Below are 19,528 nucleotides of genomic sequence, written 5' to 3'. Positions count from 1 at the left end.
TGCAGAGGTCGCGCTTGAAAACCGTCACCCAATTCCCCCGCAAGGTCCTCGAGTACCCCGATTGGGGCATCACCATGCCGGATGGGTGCCGGCTTTCCGCTCGGGTCTGGATGCCGGAGGATGCGGAAGCCAATCCGGTCCCCGTCATCCTCGAGCACCTGCCCTACCGCAAGCGCGACGGAACCAATGCGCGCGACGCGCTGACCCATCCCTACTTCGCCGGCCACGGCTACGCCTCGATCCGCGTCGACATGCGCGGCAACGGCGATTCCGAAGGGCTGATGGAGGACGAGTATTCGGAGCAGGAATGGCAGGATGCCTGCGATGTGATCGCATGGGCCGCGAGCCAGCCCTGGTGCAACGGGCGCGTCGGCATGATGGGCATTTCCTGGGGCGGCTTCAATTCGCTGCAAGTCGCCGCCAAGCAGCCCGAGGCGCTCAAGGCCATCATCACGCTCTGCTCGACGGACGATCGCTACGCCGACGACATCCATTACAAAGGCGGCTGCCTGCTCAACGAGAACATGGGCTGGGGCGCGACCATGCTGTCCTACTCCTCGCGTCCGCCGGACCCGGCACTGGTCGGCGAGAAGTGGCGAGACATGTGGCTCGACCGCCTGGAGAACGAGCCTTACCTGCCGGCTCTCTGGCTGCGGCACCAGCATCGCGACGCCTATTGGAAGCGTGGCTCGGTCTGCGAGGATTTCTCGCGCATCAAGGCCGCGACGCTCGCAGTCGGCGGATGGGGCGATGCCTACAAGAATGCCGTGTCGCGGCTGGTGGAAGGCATCAAGCCTTATGCGCCGGTGAAAGGCATTGTCGGGCCCTGGATCCACAAATACCCGCATTTCGCCGTACCCAAGCCCGCCATCGGCTTTCTGCAGGAAGCCCTGCGCTGGTGGGACCGCTGGCTGAAAGACGAGAAGACCGGCGTCGAGAACGATCCCGACATGCGGCTCTTCGTGATGGATTCGGAGCCCCCGCGCGACTGGTACGAGGAGCGACAGGGCCGCTGGATCGCCGAAAGCCACTGGCCCTCGCCCAACATCCATCCGAAGACCCTGCGTTTTGGCGAAGGCGGCGTGCTCGATGAAGCCGCTCCCCTGCCCGAGCCCTTTCCGATCCGCTCGCCGCAGGATTGCGGCACGAAGGGCGGCGAGTATTGCGCCATCTGGCTCGGCCCCGAACTGCCGGGCGATCAGCGGTCGGATGACGAGAAGTCCGCCTGCTTCGACGGTGAACCTCTGGCGGGCGGCCTCGACATCGTCGGCGCGCCGGTGGTGCGGCTGACCTTGGCCTCCGACAAGGAAAGAGCGCTCGTCGCCGTTCGCCTTTGCGATGTGGCGCCTGACGGCTCGTCCACGCGCATCACCTATGGGGTTCTCAACCTCACGCACCGTGACAGCCACGAGCACCCGCAACCGATCATCCCCGGCGATCCGATGGAGATCATGGTTCAGCTCGACGACATCGCCTATCGTGTGTCCGCCGGCAACCGGCTGCGCGTCGCGATCTCTTCCACCTACTGGCCGCTCGTCTGGCCCTCGCCGGAAGAAGCGACGCTGACATTGCACGAGGGCGCGGTCGACCTGCCGATCCGCCCGTCCGGCGATGACGGTCATGTCCGGTTCGCCGAGCCCGAGGGAGCGACCCCTTGGGCGGTCGAAACCCTCCGCAAGGGCTCGAACAGGCGTGACTGGGAAACGGAGCCCGTCACCGGCAAGGTCCGCCTGCGCATCGAGGACGATTTCGGCGAAGTGCGTGACCTTGACCACGGCCTGATCACGGGAAGCACCGCACGCGAACTTTGGACGATCGAGCCGGACGATCCTCTTTCGGCGCTCGGCGAGACGCACTGGACCGAAACGCTCCGCCGCGATGATGGCTGGTCGGTGCGGACCGAGACCTTCTCGACCATGCGTTCGGATGAGGAGATGTTCTACCTCACAGGCCGCATCGAAGCCTATAAGGGCGAGACCCTGGTTTTCGAGCGCGACTTCGATGAGCGGATCGCGCGCGATCTTGTGTGACGGATTTCAGAGGCGTAGCCTGATTGCGCCAGGAAATGTCGTTCGGGCCGGAGGCGGTTGACGCAGCGGCCCGTCACACTGACGGCAACTGACAAGAGCCGCAACGTCGGCCGGGAACACTCGAAGCTGGGGAACTGCAGACCATGTCGAAGGAACTGGAATATCTGAGCCGCCGTGTGCTCACGGGCGGTCTGAACCGCCGTGACTTCCTGGGCCGCGCGGCGGCGCTCGGCGCCTCGGCGGCTTTCGCAAACTCGCTGCTCGGCAGTGCGGCACAGGCACAGACACCGAACAAGGGCGGCATCCTGCGCGCCGGCATGCAGGGTGGTGCGGCCACCGACAGCCTTGATCCGGCGACATGGGCAAGCCAGGTGCCCTACTTCTTCGGGCGCCAGTGGGGCGAGCAGCTCGTGCAGCTCTCCGCCGATGGCAAGGTCAACCCAGCGCTCGCCACCGAATGGGGCGCCTCCGACGACGCCAAGGTCTGGACCTTCAAGATCCGCAAGGGCGTGCAGTTCCACAACGGCAAGGAGATGACGCCGGCCGACGTGGTCGCCACCATGGAGCGCCATTCGGATGCCAATTCGAAGTCGGGCGCGCTCGGCATCATGGGCGGCATCGCCAACGTCAAGGCGGATGGCGACACGGTGGTCTTCACGCTGACCGAAGCCAATGCCGACCTGCCCTACCTGCTTGACGACTACCACCTGATGATCCAGCCGAATGGCGGCAAGGACAAGCCGGACGAAGGCATCGGCACCGGTCCCTACAAGGTGACGGTCAACGAGCCGGGCGTGCGATTGGGCGGCGAGAAGTTCGCCAACTACTGGCGCGACGATCGCGGCTTCGCTGATCAGATCGAGATCGTGGTGATCAACGATGCGACAGCACGGACCTCCGCCCTTCAAGGCGGCCAGGTCGACATCATCAACCGCGTCGAGCCCAAGATCGTCAATCTCATCAAGCGCGTGCCGGGTGTCACCATCCAGAACGTGGCTGGCCGCGGGCATTACGTGTTCATTGCCCACTGCAACACGGCGCCCTTCGACAACAACGACCTGCGGCTCGCGCTGAAATATGCGATGAACCGCGAGGAGATGGTGAAGACCATCCTTCAGGGCTATGGCTCGATCGGTAACGACACGCCGATCAACAAGGCCTATCCTCTTTTCTCTGAAATCCCGCAGCGCGCTTACGATCCTGACAAGGCGGCCTTCCACTTCAAGAAGTCCGGCCATGACGGTCCGGTGCTCCTGCGCACGTCCGATGTCGCCTTCCCCGGCGCGGTCGATGCGACGCAGCTCTACCAGCAGTCGTGCCAGGCCGCCGGCATCCCGATCGAGGTGAAGCGCGAGCCGGGCGACGGCTACTGGTCGGAGGTCTGGAACAAGCAGCCCTTCTCCACCTCCTATTGGGGCGGGCGTCCGACACAGGACCAGATGTTCGCGACCGCCTATTACTCCAAGGCCGACTGGAACGACACGCGCTTCTTCGACGAAAAGTTCGACAAGATGCTGTTCCAGGCGCGCTCCGAGCTCGACCCGGCCAAGCGCACGGCGATCTATCGCGACATGAATGTGCTGTTGAACGAAACCGGCGGCGTGATCGTGCCGATGTTCAACGACTTCATCGACGCGACCGGCCCCAAGGTCGAGGGCTGGGTACCGGATGGCAACCAGGAGATGATGGGCGGCTATGCGCTCAGCAAGTGCTGGCTGAAGGCCTGATTTTGCGTCCCAGAGGGCGATTGTCCGTGGATGGAGCGCCCGGCGGGGTTGAGCCGAGCGTCACCGGCCCGCAATAATCGCCCTCCAGAACGAAGATGGGCGCGAAAGAGCGCCCTCTCATCCACGGGAGCGAAATCGCGATCATGTCGAACGAACTCGATTACCTGAGCCGGCGGGTTGCCGCCGGCAAGTTGAATCGCCGCGACTTTCTCGGTCGCGCCGCAGCGCTCGGCGTGGGCGCGGTCGCCGCGCAAAGCTTGCTGACGAGCGCCGTGCGTGCGCAAGGGCCGGTCAAGGGCGGGTTGCTGCGCGCAGGTCTCCAGGGCGGCGAGGCGACCAACACGCTCGACCCCGCGCTGAACCTCAGTCAGGTGCCGTTCAACTTCTGCAAGCAATGGGGCGAGTTCCTCGTGCGCCTCGACCGCAAGGGCGGCCTCGAGCCGCGCATCGCAACCGAGATCAACCCGTCCGACGGTGGCAAGACCTGGACGATCAAGGTCCGCGACGGCGTCGAATTCCACGACGGCAAGACGGTGACGGCCCAAGACGTGGCAGCGACGCTCGAGCGTCATGCCGACGAGAAATCGCAATCCGGCGCGCTCGGCGTGCTGAAGGATATCAAGACGATCAAGGCCAATGGCAAGGAAGTGGTGGTCACGCTCGGCGAGGCGGATGCCGACTTCCCTTATCTGATGGCCGACTACCACCTCGTCATCCAGCCGAACGGCGGCAAGGACAAGCCCGATGCCGGCATCAGCGCGGGGCCCTATAAGGTTTCGGTCAACGAGCCCGGCGTGCGTTACGGCGGCGAACGCTTCGCCAATTACTGGAATGCCGGGAAACAGGGCTTCGCGGATCAGGTCGAGATCGTGGTCGTCAACGACCCGACTGCGCGCATGGCCGCCCTTCAGGGCGGGCAGGTGAACTTCATCAATCGCGTCGAGCCCAAGATCGTCGATCTCGTGAAGCGCATCCCGGGCGTTCAGGTGCGCAACGTGGCGGGCAAGGGCTACTACCCCTTCAACATGTTCTGCGACACGGCCCCCTTCGACAACAACGATCTGCGCATGGCCTTGAAGCTCGCCATGGACCGCGAGGGGATGCTCAAGACCATCCTGCGCGGCTACGGCTCGGTCGGCAACGATTTCCCGATCAACAAATCCTATCCGCTTTTCGCCGACGACATCGAACAGCGCGTGTTCGATCCCGAAAAGGCGGCCGAACTCTACAAGAAGTCCGGCCATTCCGGCTCGATCCTGTTGCGCACATCGGACGTTGCCTTCCCCGGCGCAGTCGATGCGGCGCAGCTCTATCAGCAGTCCTGCGCGCAGGCTGGCATCCAGATCGAGATCAAGCGCGAGCCGGGCGACGGTTACTGGTCGCAGGTCTGGAACAAGCAGCCCTTCTCGACCTCGTACTGGGGCGGGCGCTCGACGCAGGGGCAGATGTACTCGACCGGCTATCTGTCGACCGCCGACTGGAACGACACACGTTTCAAGAACGAGAGCTTCGACAAGATGCTCTTCGCTGCGCGCAGCGAACTCGATGAAGCCAAGCGCCAGGCGATCTACCGCGACATGGCCGTGCTGATGCGCGACCAGGGCGGCGCCATCGTACCCTTCTTCAACGAGTTCATCGATGCCACTGGCCGTGGCGTGGAGGGATACGAGAACCATCCGGAAGCCGAGCTGATGGATGGCTACGCGCTGTCCGAGTGCTGGCTGTCGGCCTGACGGGACGAAAAGGAGACCGCGTGGGAACATCGATACCCGTCCTGATCGTCAAGCGCGTCGGTTTGGGGCTCCTGCTCCTCCTTGCGGTCTCCATTCTGATCTTCGCCGGCACGCAGATCCTGCCCGGCGATGTGGCGCAATCGATCCTGGGGCAGTCGGCCACGCCCCAGGCCCTTGCCAACCTGCGGGCCGAGCTCGGGCTCAACGACCCTGCATGGCTCCGCTACCTTCACTGGCTCGGCGGCATTCTGACGGGTGATCTCGGCACGGCGCTGACCTCTCGGCAGGACATCGCCTCCTCCCTCTGGCCGCGCCTGAAGAACACGCTTTTTCTGGCCTTCTGGGCAGCGGCCATTTCCGTTCCGCTTGCCATTGCGCTGGGCCTCATCGCCGTGCGCTATCGCAATGGTTTCGTGGACAAGGCGATCTCGGCCTTTGCGCTGGCCTCGACTTCGTTTCCGGAATTCTTCGTCGGCTATCTGCTGGTCTTCTTCTTCGCCGTGAAGTGGCAGTTCTTTCCGGGCATCTCGACCGTTTATGACGGCATGCCGTTTCTGGCGCGAATGCAGGCCATCGCATTACCGGCAACGGCGCTTACGCTCGTCGTTCTCGCGCATATGATGCGCATGACGCGGGCCGCGATCCTCAACGTCATGCAATCCGCCTATATCGAGACGGCAGAGCTCAAGGGCCTTCGCCCCATCGAGATCATCCGCCGCCATGCCTTCCCGAATGCAGTGGCGCCCATCGTCAATGTGGTGATGCTCAACCTCGCTTATCTCGTGGTCGGCGTGGTCGTGATCGAGGTGATCTTCGTCTACCCCGGCATGGGCCAGTATCTGGTTGATCACGTCGCCAAGCGCGATGTGCCGGTGGTTCAGGCGGTGGGGCTGATTTTCGCCGCCGTCTATATCGGCATGAACATCATCGCCGATATCGTCGCCATCGTCGCCAATCCCCGCCTCAGGCATCCGAAATAAGGGGCGCTCTCCGATGCCTGACTTGAAACGCATTCCGCTCGGCGCCTGGTTCGGCCTGATCCTCTGCGCCATCTTCCTTTTTGCCGCGATCTTCGCCCCGCTCGTCGCACCCCACGGCATGGGCGAGATCGTCGGCGATGTCTGGGCGCCGGCTTCCGCGCAATATCCGTTCGGCACGGACAATCTCGGGCGCGACCTCCTTTCGCGCATGATCTACGGCGCGCGCACGACGATCCTGATCGCGGCACTCGCCACCGCCCTGTCGTTTATCCTCGGCTCGGTCCTGGGCTTCATGGCAGCGGTGGCCGGCGGTTGGTTCGACACCGTGTCCTCGCGCGTGGTCGATCTTCTGATGGCGATCCCCACGCTGATCTTCGCGCTGGTGGTGCTCTCCGTCCTGCCGACCACGGTCGTCACCTTGATCCTCGTGATGGGCATTCTGGATTCCACCCGCGTGTTCCGCCTCGCACGCGCGGTGGCGGTCGACATCAACGTCATGGACTATGTGGAAGCCGCCAAGCTGCGCGGCGAAGGCACGGGCTGGATCATTTTCCGCGAGATCCTTCCCAACGCGCTCTCACCACTGATTTCTGAACTCGGCCTGCGCTTCATCTATGCCGTGCTTTTCCTTTCCGCGCTTTCCTTCCTCGGCCTCGGCGTGCAGCCGCCGGAAGCCGACTGGGGCGGCATGGTGAAGGAGAACAAGGACGGCATCGTCTTCGGCATCCCCGCCGCGCTCATCCCGGCGGCGGCCATCGCGCTTCTCGCCATCTCGGTGAACCTCGTCGCCGATTGGGTGCTCAACCGGACATCCGATCTCAAGGGAGGACGCGGCAATGGCTAGACGCCCGGCAAAGCCTCGCGGCGACGGTCCCCTCCTCGACATCCGCGATCTCAGGATCGAGGCGACCTCCTACCCACCCGGCGAAGCGCCGCGCATTGTCACCATCGTGGATGGCGTGTCGCTGACGCTGGAACGCGGCAAGGTGCTGGGCCTGATCGGCGAATCCGGTGCCGGCAAATCCACCATCGGCCTGTCATCCATGGGCTATGGCCGCGGCGGCGTACGCATCACGGGCGGCGAAGTGCGCCTCAACGGGCGCGACATCATGAAGAACCGCGCGAGCGGCTTCCGCGCCCTTCGCGGCCGCGAGGTCTGCTATGTCGCTCAATCGGCGGCCGCCGCCTTCAACCCCGCGCACAAGCTGATGGACCAGGTGGTGGAAGCGGCCGTCCGCCACGGCACCCTGCGCCGCGCGGAAGCCGAGAAGCGCGCCGTCGCTCTCTTCCGCAAGCTCAGCCTGCCCAATCCCGAAACCATCGGCGAACGCTTTCCCCATCAGGTCTCGGGCGGCCAGCTCCAACGCGTGATGACCGCGATGGCGCTGTGCTCGGAGCCGGACCTGATCGTCTTCGACGAGCCCACCACCGCACTCGACGTCACCACCCAGATCGACGTGCTCGCCGCCATCAAGGACGCCATCCGCGACACCGGCGTGGCAGCGCTCTACATCACCCACGACCTTGCGGTGGTCGCGCAAGTGGCCGACCAGATCATGGTTCTGCGCCACGGCAAGCTGGTGGAGTGGGGCGATACGCGGCAGATCATCAAGGAGCCGCGCCAGGAATACACCAATGCGCTGGTATCCGTTCACGAGATCCAGCACCCGGAAAAGGCGCCAACGGGCACACCCGTGCTGTCGGTGAAGAACGTCACCGCGTCCTATGGCGGCGGTCGGGTCAAGGTCTTGAAGAACGTCTCGGTCGATCTCTGCGCAGGCCAGACTTTGGCGGTGGTCGGCGAATCCGGCTCGGGCAAGTCCACGCTGGCGCGCGCCATCACAGGACTTCTGCCGCCTGAAGACGGTAGCGTGACATTCGTCGGCCGCACCCTCGCCCCGCGTCTGCGCGATCGCACCAAGACCGATCTGCGCGAACTGCAGATGATCTACCAGATGGCCGATGTCGCCATGAACCCGCGCCAAACGGTGGGTACCATCATCGGCCGCCCGATCGAGTTCTATTTCGGCATCAAGGGCCAGGAGCGCGACCGCCGCGTGGCCGAACTTCTCGAGAAGATCGAGATGGGCAAGGGCTTCATCGATCGCTACCCGGCCGAGCTCTCCGGCGGCCAGAAGCAGCGCGTCTGCATCGCGCGTGCGCTTGCCGCGAACCCCAAGCTCATCATCTGCGACGAGGTGACGAGCGCGCTCGACCCGCTGGTCGCCAACGGCATCCTCAAGCTGCTGCTCGGGCTGCAGGCGGAAGAAGGCGTCGCTTATCTCTTCATCACGCACGACCTGGCGACCGTGAAGTCCATCGCCGATTCCATCGCCGTGATGCTGCGCGGCGAGGTCGTTCGCTATGGCCCGAAGAGCCGGGTTCTGACGCCACCCTTCGACGATTACACCGACCTCCTCCTGCGTTCCGTCCCGGAAATGGAGATCGGCTGGCTCGAAGGGGCGATCAGCGGACGGCGCATGGCGAGCGCGGGCAATTAGAGACGGAAACTGAGGCGAAGCGCCGCCTTGATCCTGCCCCGTTGAACGCCTCAAAGGCCGGGCCATGAACATATCTTCGTTGACCCAGCTCGGCACCGCGTCTGCCGTTCCCACCTCGCCGGAAGAGGCCGTGCTCGAGCGCGTGCCCAACCCGCATCCCGACACGAATTACGTGGCGCGCTTTACCGTGCCCGAATTCACCTCGCTCTGCCCCGTCACCGGCCAGCCCGATTTCGCCCATCTCGTGATCGACTATGTGCCCGACCAGTGGCTGGTCGAATCCAAGTCGCTCAAGCTCTATCTCTTCTCCTTCCGCAACCATGGCGCGTTCCACGAGGATTGCACGGTGGCCGTCGGCAAGCGGCTGGTGGACCTGCTCGGGCCTCGCTGGCTGCGCATCGGCGGCTACTGGTATCCGCGCGGCGGCATTCCCATCGACGTCTTCTGGCAGACAGGAACCCTGCCCGATGGCACATGGGCGCCGGACCAAGGCGTGGCACCCTATCGCGGTCGCGGCTGAAACCGGCCGCTTCTGAGCCGAGAGAACCCCATGCCGCTTCAGTCCAAGCTCCTGCTCATCATCCTCGACGGCGTGCCCTGGGCGAACTGGACCCGGCTGATGGGCAACCTGGAAGGCTGGGTGCAGGCGGGCGAAGCACAGCGCTGGCGCATGCGCTCGGTGCTGCCCTCGATCTCGGCCTGCTGCTATGCCTCGATCCATACGGGCGTCCAGCCCCAGGTTCACGGCGTGACATCGAACATGGCGCGCTTTCGCGTGACGCAGCCCGACGTGTTCGGCGCAGTGACGAGTGCGGGCGGCAAGACGGGTGCGGTCACGCATTCCTACTGGTCGGAAATGTTCAACCGCTGGCCCTTCGATCCCGTGCGCGACATCGAATACGACCACGAGCCGGGTCCGATCACGCATGGCCGCTTCCATTCGATGACGGGTGAAAGCGGCAAGAACCAGATGACGCCATCCGACGCCGATCTCTTCGCGACGCTGACCATGCTCACCGAGCGCTTCGGGATCGACTACGGCATCCTCCACACCTGCACGCTCGACTCGATGGGTCACCGGTTCGGCCACGACTGCGCCGAGATGGATCACGCCGTCTATCTGATGGACGCACAGCTCGCCGCCTTCCTGCCCCGCTGGCGCGCAAACGGCTATGAGGTGATCGTCACCGCCGACCACGGCCAGGGCTTGCGCGGCCATCATGGCGGGCACGAGGACATCCAGCAGGATTTCGGCCTTTATTACCTCGGCCCCGCCAAGGGACCCGATGGCGATACGCTCCTCGACCAACTCCAACTCGCGCCGACGCTGCTTTCGCGACTGGGCGTGCCGGTGCCGGAAACCATGAAGGCGAAGCCGTTTCTGGCTTAGCGCCCGAGCACCAGCGCCCAATAGCGCTTGCCGTCCTTGGCCGTCGCCGAAGCCAGTCCGAAATGCGCGAAACGCGGGTCGAGCATGTTGCGGCGGTGGGGCGGTGAGTTTTCCCACATCTGGAACACCTTGGCCGTGTCCATCCGTCCATGTGCGATGTTCTCGGCCGCTGCCGTCTCGATGCCGGCATCCTTCATGCGCGAGGCGAAGTCGCGGCCCCAGCCGGTGTCATGCTCCATCTTGTTGCTGGCGGCCATATAGCGCGCCTGCTGAAGTGCGGCCGCCTCCAGCGTCTTGTCGGGCGAAACCGTGCTGAACCCCTGCTCGGAGCGAAAGCTCGACAGGATTTCGGTCGCCGAGCCCGAGCGGATTTCGGCAGGGCCGGAAGGCCTGATGGCACATCCTGCAAGCAGAGCGGCAAGGAGAAGCGCGCTGAGCGGGGCGCGAGGGCAGATGCGAGTCGTCATGGCCCCCGCCAAAAGAGCCTGATTATGGCTTTTGGCGGGCGAGGTCGGCAGGCCATTCACCGCGACCGAGCGCAGACAGGGCATTCACGATCCGGGTGAAGCTGTCGCGAGCGCGCGCCACGCTGTGCCGTGCCCGCAGGTAACCATGGACGAGACCCGGCTCCTCGATCCAGAGCGCCTTGCCACCGTCCGCGATGATGCGGTCGCGATAGGTTTCGCCATCGGATGAAAGCGGATCGCATTCGGCGGTGATGACCACGGTCGGCGGCAGGTCGGAGAAGTCCGTATCGGCGAGAGGGGCAGCAGTCGGGTCGCCGGCCGCCGCACCGCGAACATCATGGTAGAACAGCACATCGCGCGTCGAAAGCATCGGTGCATCGGCATGCGAGACGTAGGAGCCTGTTGTCACGTCACCGCCAAGGCCAGGATAGATGAGCACCTGCCCCAAGGCTCGCCGCGCGTTCTTCCGCCCCGCGGCAGCGAGTGCCGCCGCGAGATTGCCGCCGGCCGAGTCGCCGCAGAGCAGAACGGGCAGCGAGCGGCTCAAGAGCCATTCGAACACGGCCATTGCATCATTGAAGGCCGCTGGATGCTTGTGCTCGGGCGCCAGCCGGTAATCCACCGCGAGAACATCGAACCCGGTTCGAGCCGCAATCTCCGCACACACATCGTCATGGCTTTCGAGCCCGCCCACCACGAACCCGCCGCCATGCAGGTAAAGCACCACGGCCGGTGCGTTCTCCGCCTCGGGGCGATAAACGCGCATCCGGATATGCGGCTCCCTCTGCTCGAACCAGCCGGTTCCCATGCTCAGCCCTTCGGGATGACCCGCATGAAAGGCCTGGCACATTCGGTCATAGACCGCCCGCTGTTCATCCACGGTCATCTCGACGGCGTCAGGGGGGTAGAAGCTGTTGGTTTTCTCGATGAAGGCCCAGGTCTCGGTGTCGATCAGCGTGGAATAGTCGGTCATCGCCCTTTCCAGACGGGCTCCCGCTTCTCCGCGAAAGCCTTGAAGCCTTCCAGATTGTCCTCCGAACCATAGAGCGTATCGACTGTGGCGAGCTGACGACGGGTGATGCGGTTCATCATGGCCTGGAAGCTCTGCGCCTCGGCCTCGCGCGCCACTTCCTTGATGGCTGCGAAAACCAGCGGCGGGCCGCCGGCGAGCAGCCGCGCGATTTCCCAGACGCGCTCCTCGAGCTTGTCTTTGGGCAGCACCTCGTTGACGAGCCCCCAGCGATGGGCCTCGGCCACATCCATCCAGCGGCCGGTCAGCAGCAGGTCCATCGCCACATGGTAGGGAATGCGCTTGGGCAGCTTGATCGTGGCGGCATCCGCCAGCGTGCCGGCCTTGATCTCGGGCAGCGCGAAGGAGGAGTGGTCGGACGCGTAGATCAGGTCGCAGGAAAGCGCCAGTTCGAAGCCACCGCCCACCGCCATGCCGTTGACGCAAGCGATCACCGGTTTGTTGAGATCGCGCAACTCCTGCAGCCCGGCAAAGCCGCCGACGCCGTAATCGCCATCCACCGCATCGCCACTGGCGGCGGCCTTGAGGTCCCATCCGGCACAGAAGAACTTGTCGCCAGCCGTCTTGACGATGGCGACACGGAGCTCGGGATCGTCGCGAAAGGCTTTGAAGGTTTCGCCCATCAGCCGCGAGGTCTTGAGGTCGATGGCGTTCGCCTTCGGGCGGTCGAGCGTCACTTCGAGGATCACACCCTCACGCCGGGTAGAAATGACATCGGTCATGAAACGGCTCCCTGCCTTGTGCCAACCAGTCTGCGGCGAAGTCGGACGGAAGTGTTCATCACGCGCCCGCTTTCTGTTGCATCACCAGCAACGCATCCGCGGCCCAGGCGCCCTGCCCCTCTGCGCAGACGATCAGCGGATTGATGTCCAACTCCTCGACCTCGTCGCCATGCGCCAAGGCAAATGCGGCGATAGCCTCGATCGCGTCCAGCGTGGCCGGGAGATCGGCCTTGGGCCGCCCGCGATAGCCGTCGAGCAGAGGAAAGAGCTTGAGACGACGCAGAGCCTGCTCGATATCGTCGCGGGAACTCGGCAGCAGAAGCGTAACAGAGTCCTGTAGAAGCTCGACCAGCACGCCGCCGGTGCCGAGCGTCATGACGGGTCCGAAGATCGGATCGCGCGTGATGCCGACGATCAGTTCGGCTATGCCACCTGTGATCATACGCTCGACATAAAGGCCGCTGCCCAGGCTTTCGAGTTGAGCGGCAGCTTGCCGAACCTCCTCTTCGTCGCGCAGGTTCAGGCGAACAGCCTGCATTTCGCTTTTGTGCGCAATGCCGAGCGCCTTGAGAACGACGGGAAAGCCGAGCTCCCGGGCGGCGCCGACGGCCGCCTCCGCCGTATCGACTTGAACGCCGGACGGCACGGCAATGCCAAAAGCGCTCAACTTCGCCTTGGCGACAGCCTCAGAAAGCGTTTGGGGCGGTGCCGCGCGTTGCTCACCCCCGAGCGCCGCTTCCGAAAGGACCGCTCCGCGAACCGGCAAAGCCTCGGCTCGCGCCCACGTGTTCCCGACGAATGCGGCAGCCTCCGCGGCATCGAACGCTTCCGCCACCCCATGCAAGGGCGTGATTCCGCGCTGGAACAGCGCCTCGGCGTGGTTCTCGGAAAGGTTCTCCAGCATGGTCGTCACGATGGCGCCCCGCGCGCCATGGGCCTTGAGCCCCGCCTCGAACGCATCCACAGCCGTCCACCAATCGGCATCCGAACAGCGGTCGGCGCGGGGGAAATCGAGCACGAGAAGATTGAGGTCGAACCTGCCCGATGCCATCGCGCCGAAGGTGGCGCTCATGGCCGGGCGGTCGTTCCAGATGAAGGTGTGGTAGTCGAGCGGGTTGGCGATCGCGACAAGCGGCCCGAGCGTGTCCTTGATCCGCGCCCGGTGTTCAGGTGCAAGCGGCGGAAACCCGACTTGCCGCCCCTCGACACTATCCGCCATCACCGAGGCTTCGCCGCCCGAACAGCTCATGGAAGACAGGCGCCGTCCCGAAAGTGGGCCGCCATTATGGAAGAGCTTCAATGTTTCGAGCAGCGAGGGAATCGTATCGACCCGCGCGATGCCGATACGCTTGAGGAAGGCGTCGGACGCAGCATCAGAGCCGGCAAGCGAGGCGGTGTGCGAGACCGTCGCTGCCCGCGCCTGTTCCGAGCGGCCGACCTTCATCGCGACGATGGGCTTGCGCAACTCCCTCGCCCGCGAAGCCAGGCGCTCGAAGCCGGACGCATCACGGAAGCCTTCGATATGCAGGCCCAGGCAGGATACGCGTTCGTCTTCGATCAGACCGAGCGCCATTTCGGCAAGCGTGGTCTGCGCCTGATTGCCGGCTGTCATCAGAAAGGCGATGGGCAGACCGCGCTGCTGCATGGTGAGATTGCAGGCGATGTTCGAGCTTTGCGTGATGATCGCCGCCCCCCGCTCGCCTGCGCCCAATCGCTTGCCACCGTGCTGATCGGGCCAGAGCAGCGCGCCATCGGCGTAGTTGATGAGGCCGTAGCAGTTGGGACCGATCACCGGCATGGTGCCGGCCGCCTCAATCAGCTCGGCTTGAAGCCGCGCGCCATCCGCATCGTCATTGCCCGCTTCGAGAAAGCCGGCGGCAAAGCAGATCGCACCGCCCGCTCCCTTCTCGCGCAAGGCCTTGATCATCTCGATCGTAAGAAAGCGATTGACCCCGATGAAGGTGGCGTCGGGGGCCGAAGGAAGGTCGGCAACACTGCGATAGGCCGGAAGCCCCTCGACTGTGTCTTTCGTTGGGTGGACCGGCCAGATGTCGCCGGAAAATCCCATTTTGAGCGACTGCTTGACGACATTCGTGCCGAACGCGCCGCCGCCGATGACGGCGATGGAGCGGGGGCGGAGAAGGCGTTCGAGGCGGTTGGTTGGATTGGCGGAGGCCGGCATGGTGGAGGCGTTACCTCCACCCCGCAAACCTTCGCCGCCGCAGTCCCCTCTCATCTTCAAGCCCCCTTCGCCCGCAGCATCGCGCGGCTGATGATGTGGCGCTGGATCTCGCTGGTCCCTTCCCAGATCCGCTCCACCCGCGCATCGCGCCAGATGCGCTCCAGCGGCAGGTCGTCCATCAGGCCCATGCCGCCATGGATCTGGATCGCCTCGTCGGCCACGTAAGCGAGCATTTCCGTGGCCTTGAGCTTGGCCATCGCCATATCCTGGTCCGTCACCGTGCCCTGATCGAATTTCCAGCCGGCCTCGAACACCATCAGATTCGCGGCTTTGAGTTCGGTCGCCATATCCGCGAGCTTGAAGGACACGCCCTGGTTCTTGCCGATCGACTGCCCGAACTGCGAGCGTTGCGCCGCATACTCCACCGAGTGCTCCAGCGCACGCTCCGCCCGGCCGAGACAAGTCGCGCCCACCTGCAGGCGTGTGGCGCCAAGCCAGGTATTGGCCACCTCGAAACCTTTGTGAACCTCGCCGAGCACCTGATCTGCCGGTATCCGACAATCGTCGAATTCAAGGATCGAATTCGTGTATCCGCGATGGGACACGTTGCGGTAGCCGTCGCGCACGGAAAAGCCCGGCGTGCCTTTGTCCACGAAGAAGGCCGTGATCTTCTTCTTTTTGCCACGCGGCGTTTCTTCCTCGCCGGTGGCCATGAAGCAGATAGCGAAATCGGCGATGTCGGCGTGGCTGATGAAATGTTTGGTGCCGTTGAGCACCCAGTCACCACCATCCTGCACGGCCGAGGCCTTCATCCCGCGCAGGTCGGAGCCTGCGCCGGGCTCGGTCATGGCGAGGCAGTCCCACTTCTCGCCGCGAATGCACGGATAGAGGTACTTTTCCTTCTGCGCGTCGCTGCCCGCGAGCAGGATGTTCGAGGGCCGCGCCACGCAAGTCCAATGCAGCGCGTAGTTGGCGCGGCCGAGCTCCTTTTCGTAGAGCAGCCACGTCACCGTATCGAGCCCCGCCCCGCCGACCTCTTCGGGCATGTTCGCGGCATAGAGGCCTGCGGCGATGGCTTTGGCTTGGATTTCATTGACCAGTTCCATGCGCAGATGGCCGGTGCGCTCGACCTCGGCCTCGTGCGGGTAGAGCTCGTTTTCGACGAAGGCGCGGGTCGTGTCGACGATCAGCTGCTGTTCTTCGGTGAGGCCGAAATTCATGGGCGTCAGCCTTTCCTTGCGCTCTTCCTGGGCTTCGTCGCCTTGGCCTTTGCGGCCGCGGCCGAAAGTTTCGGCTTTGATGCCCGGCCGAGTTGCTTGACGTAGGCGTTGTGCAACTCACCCGCGCCCCAGCCCTTGCCCTTCTCGGCCTTGGCGAGCGCTTCCATGATGCCGATCAGGTTCTCGTCGCGGATGCGTTCCAGTTCGCGGATCGACCACTGCCCCGACTGCGCGTCGGATTGCTCTGCGATCAGCTCCACCAGATCCTCGTTGAATTCCGGCACGTCCATCAGCTTGGTCCAGGGCCATTGAAGAGCCGGGCCGAACTGCGCCATGAAGTGGCGCATGCCCGCTTCGCCGCCGGCGATGCGATAAGTCTGGAACATGCCCATCTGCGCCCATCGCAGGCCGAAGCCGTAGCGCATGATGTCGTCCAGTTCCTCGACGGTGCACACCCCATCCTTGACCAGCCAAAGCGCCTCGCGCCATGCCGCCTCCAGCAGGCGGTTGCCGACGAAGGCGTCGATCTCCTTGTTGATCACCACGCATTTCATGCCGATCGAGGCATAGAAGTCGCATGCACGCTGCGTGAATTCCTTGCCCGTCTTCTCGCCCGGCACGATCTCGTTGATCGGCAGAAGATAGACGGGATTGAACGGATGCCCGACCAGAAAGCGCTCGGGGTGCATCATGTCGGCGGCCATGTCCGTCGCTTTGAAGCCGGATGTGGATGAACAGATCAGTGCATCGCTTGGCGCCCCTGCCTCGATCTCGGCCAGCGTCTTGAGCTTGAGGTCGAGCCGCTCCGGCACGCTTTCCTGAATGAACTGCGCATTCTTGACGGCATCCGCGATCGACGCCGCATAGGTCACCGTTCCCTCTTCCGGCAGCCCTTTCAGGGCCATGCGCCGGTAGGCATGCCGCGCATTGGCCATTACCTCGTCCACCTTGCGCTTGGCTTCCGGGTGCGGGTCGAACACGGCCACATCGATGCCGTTCAACGCCAGCCGCGCGATCCAGCCGCCACCGATGACGCCGCCGCCGATGGCTGCTGCCTTCGTGATCTTCGTCATAAGCTTATCCTCAGGCTGCCAGGGGCGCGCGTTTCGAGAGCTTGAGCTTGGCACGAACCTCGTCCGGCCCGATCACGCGAGCGCCCATGTTCGACACGATCGTCACCGCCCGCTCCACCAGCTGCGCGTTGGTGGCGAGCACGCCCTTGTCGAGCCAGAGATTGTCTTCGAGCCCGACGCGCACATTGCCGCCCGCGAGCACGGCCGCCGCCGCATAGGCCATCTGATTGCGGCCGAGCGAGAAGGCCGACCATGTCCAGTCGGAAGGCACGTTGTTGACCATCGCCATGAAGGTGTTGAGGTCGTCCGGCGCCCCCCAAGGCACGCCCATGCAAAGCTGCACGAGTGCCTGCGGCGCGAGCACGCCTTCGGACACGAGCTGTTTGGCAAACCAGAGATGGCCTGTGTCGAAGGCTTCGATTTCAGGCTTCACGCCGAGCTCGGTCATCATGCCGCCCATCGCGCGCAGCATGCCGGGCGTGTTGGTCATCACATAATCGGCTTCGGCGAAATTCATGGTGCCGCAGTCGAGCGTGCAGATTTCGGGCAGGCACTGGCGCACATGTTCCATGCGGTCCGCCGCGCTGCCCATATCGGTTCCCTGCTCCTTCAAAGGCAGCGGCTGGTCCGGCGGGCCGAACACCATGTCGCCGCCCATGCCAGCGGTGAGGTTGAGGACCACGTCCACCTCTGCGTCGCGAATGCGCTCGGTCACCTCGCGGTAAAGCGCCACGTCGCGGCGTGGCCGCCCGGTTTCAGGGTCGCGCACATGGCAGTGGACGATGGCCGCACCCGCCTTCGCGGCATCGATCGCGACGTCCGCGATCTGTTTGGGTGAGCGTGGCACATGCGGGCTGCGATCCTGCGTGCCGCCTGAGCCCGTCACGGCGCAGGTGATGAAAACGTCACGGTTCATCGCAAGTGGCATCGGCACTCTCCCCTGCTGAATGCATTCGGATCATGCCTCGCTTGTCCAAGCACGCTTTGCGTTTTACGAATGGAACATGACGCAAAGCGAAGAGCGCAGTATTTTTCGCGGAAGCCGCGAAAGGCTCGATGTGACCTTTCTCGTTCTGTCCGGCTGCTCGCTGATGTGCGTGGCCTCTGCCGTCGATCCGCTTCGCGCTGCCAACCGCGTATCCGGCGAAACGCTGTTCGACTGGAAGCTCGTCTCGGTCGACGGCCAGCCCGCCATCACCACCTCCGCCCTGCCCGTCGCAGTATCCGGGGCCTTCGAACCGGGGCGGCAAACGGACATGCTGGCAGTGATCGGCGGCTTCGGCACGCGCGACGACGCGACCCCTGGGCTGCTGCGCGGTTTGCGCCGCGCCGCGAAGGCGGCTCAAGGTTTCGGGGGCATCGAGGCGGGTTCGTGGCTCGTCGCGCGCGCCGGTCTCCTCGATGGCTGTGCCGCGACGACCCATTGGGAGGATATGGAGGACTTCGCCAGCGCTTTCCCCGAGATCGACGTGCGCCCCGACCGCTACGTGATCGATGGCCGGGCCTTCACCGCCGGTGGCGCGTCACCGACCTTCGACCTGATGCTGCATCTCATCCGCACGCGGCTCGGCATGGCGGTGGCGCTCGATGTGGCGAGCGTCTTCATCTATGACGGCACGCGCGCGGCGTCAGACGCGCAGCCCCTCGTCTCGCTCGGGCGGCTCGACGGCTACCACCCGCGTCTGGCCCAGGCGATCCGGCTGATGGAAACCCATCTGGACAACCCGCTGACGGTTGACGCCATCGCGCGGCGCTGCGGCGTCAAGGCGCGAACGCTGGAGAAGCTTTTCAAGGAGAGCCTCGACGAGTCGCCCGGCGCCTATAATCTCAGGATGCGGTTGAACGCGGCACGGCGACTGGTGCTCGACAAGCGCTTGGCGATGTCGGAGATCGCGGCGCGAACCGGCTTCACCGCCGGCTCGTCTTTCTCGCGTGCCTTCTCCCGTCAATTCGGACAATCGCCTACGAACATGCGCAAATGACTCAGGCCGCGTCACCCTCGTGACGCAGGCGCGAAACGATGTGGGTGCGCATCTGACGGGCAAGCATGGCTTCAAGGCGTACGGCCTCGGCATCGCGTTTTTGAGGGCGCGAATGGGTCTCGGGCAGTTCCATCAGGAAGTCGACGAGCGACTTCGCGGTGTCGTTTGCGAGGTGTGGGAAGCGATGCTGTTCCATGCCGCGATAGGTAGTGCGCGACCTCGGCATCGAGAAGGCGTGAGGGTGGCGCGAAAAGGGCAAAGGCCAGAAAAATTTTCTGGCCTTTGTCATCAAAGCGTTAAGGTTTCGGTAACCCATTCCCGAATGTGACGTTTGCGCAAATCACACGTATCGATTGACGACGTTTTCGAGCCATTCCTGTTTGCCTGATTTGGGCTGGGGGTCGATGCCTTCGCGCTCGACGCGGGCGGCGATCTCTTCGAGGCTTCGCTCGCCCTTCAGCATGGCCTGGGCTTCGGGCTGGTCCCAGCCC

17 protein-coding genes and 1 pseudogene are annotated in these 19,528 nt (G+C 64.3%); 9 read left to right on the top strand and 9 right to left on the bottom strand.

Going from position 1 to position 19,528, the window contains the following annotated elements:
• Positions 1–14: 14 nt before the first annotated feature.
• From NGM99_RS08000 to NGM99_RS07965, 8 genes are all read left to right on the top strand, one after another.
• Positions 15–2,030 carry a CocE/NonD family hydrolase gene (locus NGM99_RS08000; RefSeq protein ID WP_252817836.1) on the top strand — a complete coding sequence of 672 codons (2,016 nt, stop codon included), beginning with the start codon at positions 15–17 and terminating at the stop codon, positions 2,028–2,030.
• A gap of 143 nt (positions 2,031–2,173) precedes the next feature.
• Entirely contained in the window at positions 2,174–3,757 is a 1,584-nt protein-coding gene (locus NGM99_RS07995; RefSeq protein ID WP_252817834.1) for an ABC transporter substrate-binding protein, read from the top strand.
• Positions 3,758–3,900: 143 nt separating this feature from the next.
• Entirely contained in the window at positions 3,901–5,490 is a 1,590-nt protein-coding gene (locus NGM99_RS07990; RefSeq protein ID WP_252817833.1) for an ABC transporter substrate-binding protein, read from the top strand.
• A 20-nt stretch (positions 5,491–5,510) separates the two neighbouring features.
• On the top strand, positions 5,511–6,470 hold the full coding sequence (locus NGM99_RS07985) for an ABC transporter permease (RefSeq protein ID WP_252817831.1): 960 nt from the start codon (positions 5,511–5,513) through the stop codon (positions 6,468–6,470).
• A 13-nt stretch (positions 6,471–6,483) separates the two neighbouring features.
• Positions 6,484–7,314 carry an ABC transporter permease gene (locus tag NGM99_RS07980; protein ID WP_252817830.1) on the top strand — a complete coding sequence of 277 codons (831 nt, stop codon included), beginning with the start codon at positions 6,484–6,486 and terminating at the stop codon, positions 7,312–7,314.
• Entirely contained in the window at positions 7,307–8,971 is a 1,665-nt protein-coding gene (locus tag NGM99_RS07975) for an ABC transporter ATP-binding protein (RefSeq protein WP_252817829.1), read from the top strand. The genes NGM99_RS07980 and NGM99_RS07975 overlap by 8 nt, the downstream gene beginning before the upstream one ends.
• Before the next feature lie 64 nt (positions 8,972–9,035).
• On the top strand, positions 9,036–9,491 hold the full coding sequence (queF, locus tag NGM99_RS07970; RefSeq protein WP_252817827.1) for a preQ(1) synthase: 456 nt from the start codon (positions 9,036–9,038) through the stop codon (positions 9,489–9,491).
• Positions 9,492–9,521: 30 nt separating this feature from the next.
• Entirely contained in the window at positions 9,522–10,361 is an 840-nt protein-coding gene (locus NGM99_RS07965) for an alkaline phosphatase family protein (RefSeq protein WP_252817825.1), read from the top strand.
• On the opposite strand, the gene NGM99_RS07960 is transcribed toward NGM99_RS07965, so the two are convergent.
• Genes NGM99_RS07960 through bcoG form a run of 7 tightly spaced genes read right to left on the bottom strand, consistent with a single transcriptional unit; the run spans position 10,358 to position 17,983 of the window.
• Positions 10,358–10,828: a CAP domain-containing protein gene (locus NGM99_RS07960; protein ID WP_252817823.1), complete on the bottom strand. Its 471-nt coding sequence runs from the start codon at positions 10,826–10,828 to the stop codon at positions 10,358–10,360. The genes NGM99_RS07965 and NGM99_RS07960 overlap by 4 nt on opposite strands.
• 22 nt (positions 10,829–10,850) lie before the next feature.
• A complete protein-coding gene (locus NGM99_RS07955) occupies positions 10,851–11,801 on the bottom strand; it encodes an alpha/beta hydrolase (protein ID WP_252817822.1) in 951 nt (316 codons plus the stop codon).
• The gene (locus NGM99_RS07950; protein WP_252817820.1) at positions 11,798–12,580 is read right to left on the bottom strand and encodes a carnitinyl-CoA dehydratase; all 783 of its coding nucleotides are present in this window, start codon (positions 12,578–12,580) and stop codon (positions 11,798–11,800) included. Before NGM99_RS07950 ends, NGM99_RS07955 begins: the two co-directional genes overlap by 4 nt.
• A 58-nt stretch (positions 12,581–12,638) precedes the next feature.
• Positions 12,639–14,762: an acetate--CoA ligase family protein gene (locus NGM99_RS07945; protein ID WP_252818437.1), complete on the bottom strand. Its 2,124-nt coding sequence runs from the start codon at positions 14,760–14,762 to the stop codon at positions 12,639–12,641.
• Between the two features lie 56 nt (positions 14,763–14,818).
• The gene (locus NGM99_RS07940) at positions 14,819–15,982 is read right to left on the bottom strand and encodes an acyl-CoA dehydrogenase family protein (protein WP_252817819.1); all 1,164 of its coding nucleotides are present in this window, start codon (positions 15,980–15,982) and stop codon (positions 14,819–14,821) included.
• A gap of 5 nt (positions 15,983–15,987) precedes the next feature.
• On the bottom strand, positions 15,988–17,055 hold the full coding sequence (locus NGM99_RS07935; protein ID WP_252817817.1) for a 3-hydroxyacyl-CoA dehydrogenase NAD-binding domain-containing protein: 1,068 nt from the start codon (positions 17,053–17,055) through the stop codon (positions 15,988–15,990).
• Between the two features lie 10 nt (positions 17,056–17,065).
• The gene (bcoG, locus tag NGM99_RS07930) at positions 17,066–17,983 is read right to left on the bottom strand and encodes a 3-dehydrocarnitine:acetyl-CoA trimethylamine transferase BcoG (RefSeq protein WP_252817816.1); all 918 of its coding nucleotides are present in this window, start codon (positions 17,981–17,983) and stop codon (positions 17,066–17,068) included.
• Positions 17,984–18,059: 76 nt separating this feature from the next.
• On the opposite strand from bcoG, the gene NGM99_RS07925 reads away from it, so the two are divergent.
• Entirely contained in the window at positions 18,060–19,037 is a 978-nt protein-coding gene (locus tag NGM99_RS07925; protein ID WP_252817814.1) for a GlxA family transcriptional regulator, read from the top strand.
• Position 19,038: 1 nt separating this feature from the next.
• Here the strand turns inward: NGM99_RS07925 and NGM99_RS07920 are convergent, their stop codons facing one another.
• Both NGM99_RS07920 and NGM99_RS07915 read right to left on the bottom strand, forming a co-directional pair.
• On the bottom strand, positions 19,039–19,263 hold the full coding sequence (locus tag NGM99_RS07920; RefSeq protein WP_252817813.1) for a hypothetical protein: 225 nt from the start codon (positions 19,261–19,263) through the stop codon (positions 19,039–19,041).
• 114 nt (positions 19,264–19,377) lie between these two features.
• Positions 19,378–19,528: pseudogene (locus NGM99_RS07915) on the bottom strand (xylose isomerase); the annotation flags it as partial.

It is taken from the genome of Mesorhizobium liriopis, assembly GCF_024053505.1.
In the GTDB taxonomy this organism is placed as follows: domain Bacteria; phylum Pseudomonadota; class Alphaproteobacteria; order Rhizobiales; family Rhizobiaceae; genus Mesorhizobium_B; species Mesorhizobium_B liriopis.
Note: the sequence above shows the minus strand (reverse complement) of the source record. Positions and strands in the feature narration are given on the sequence as shown.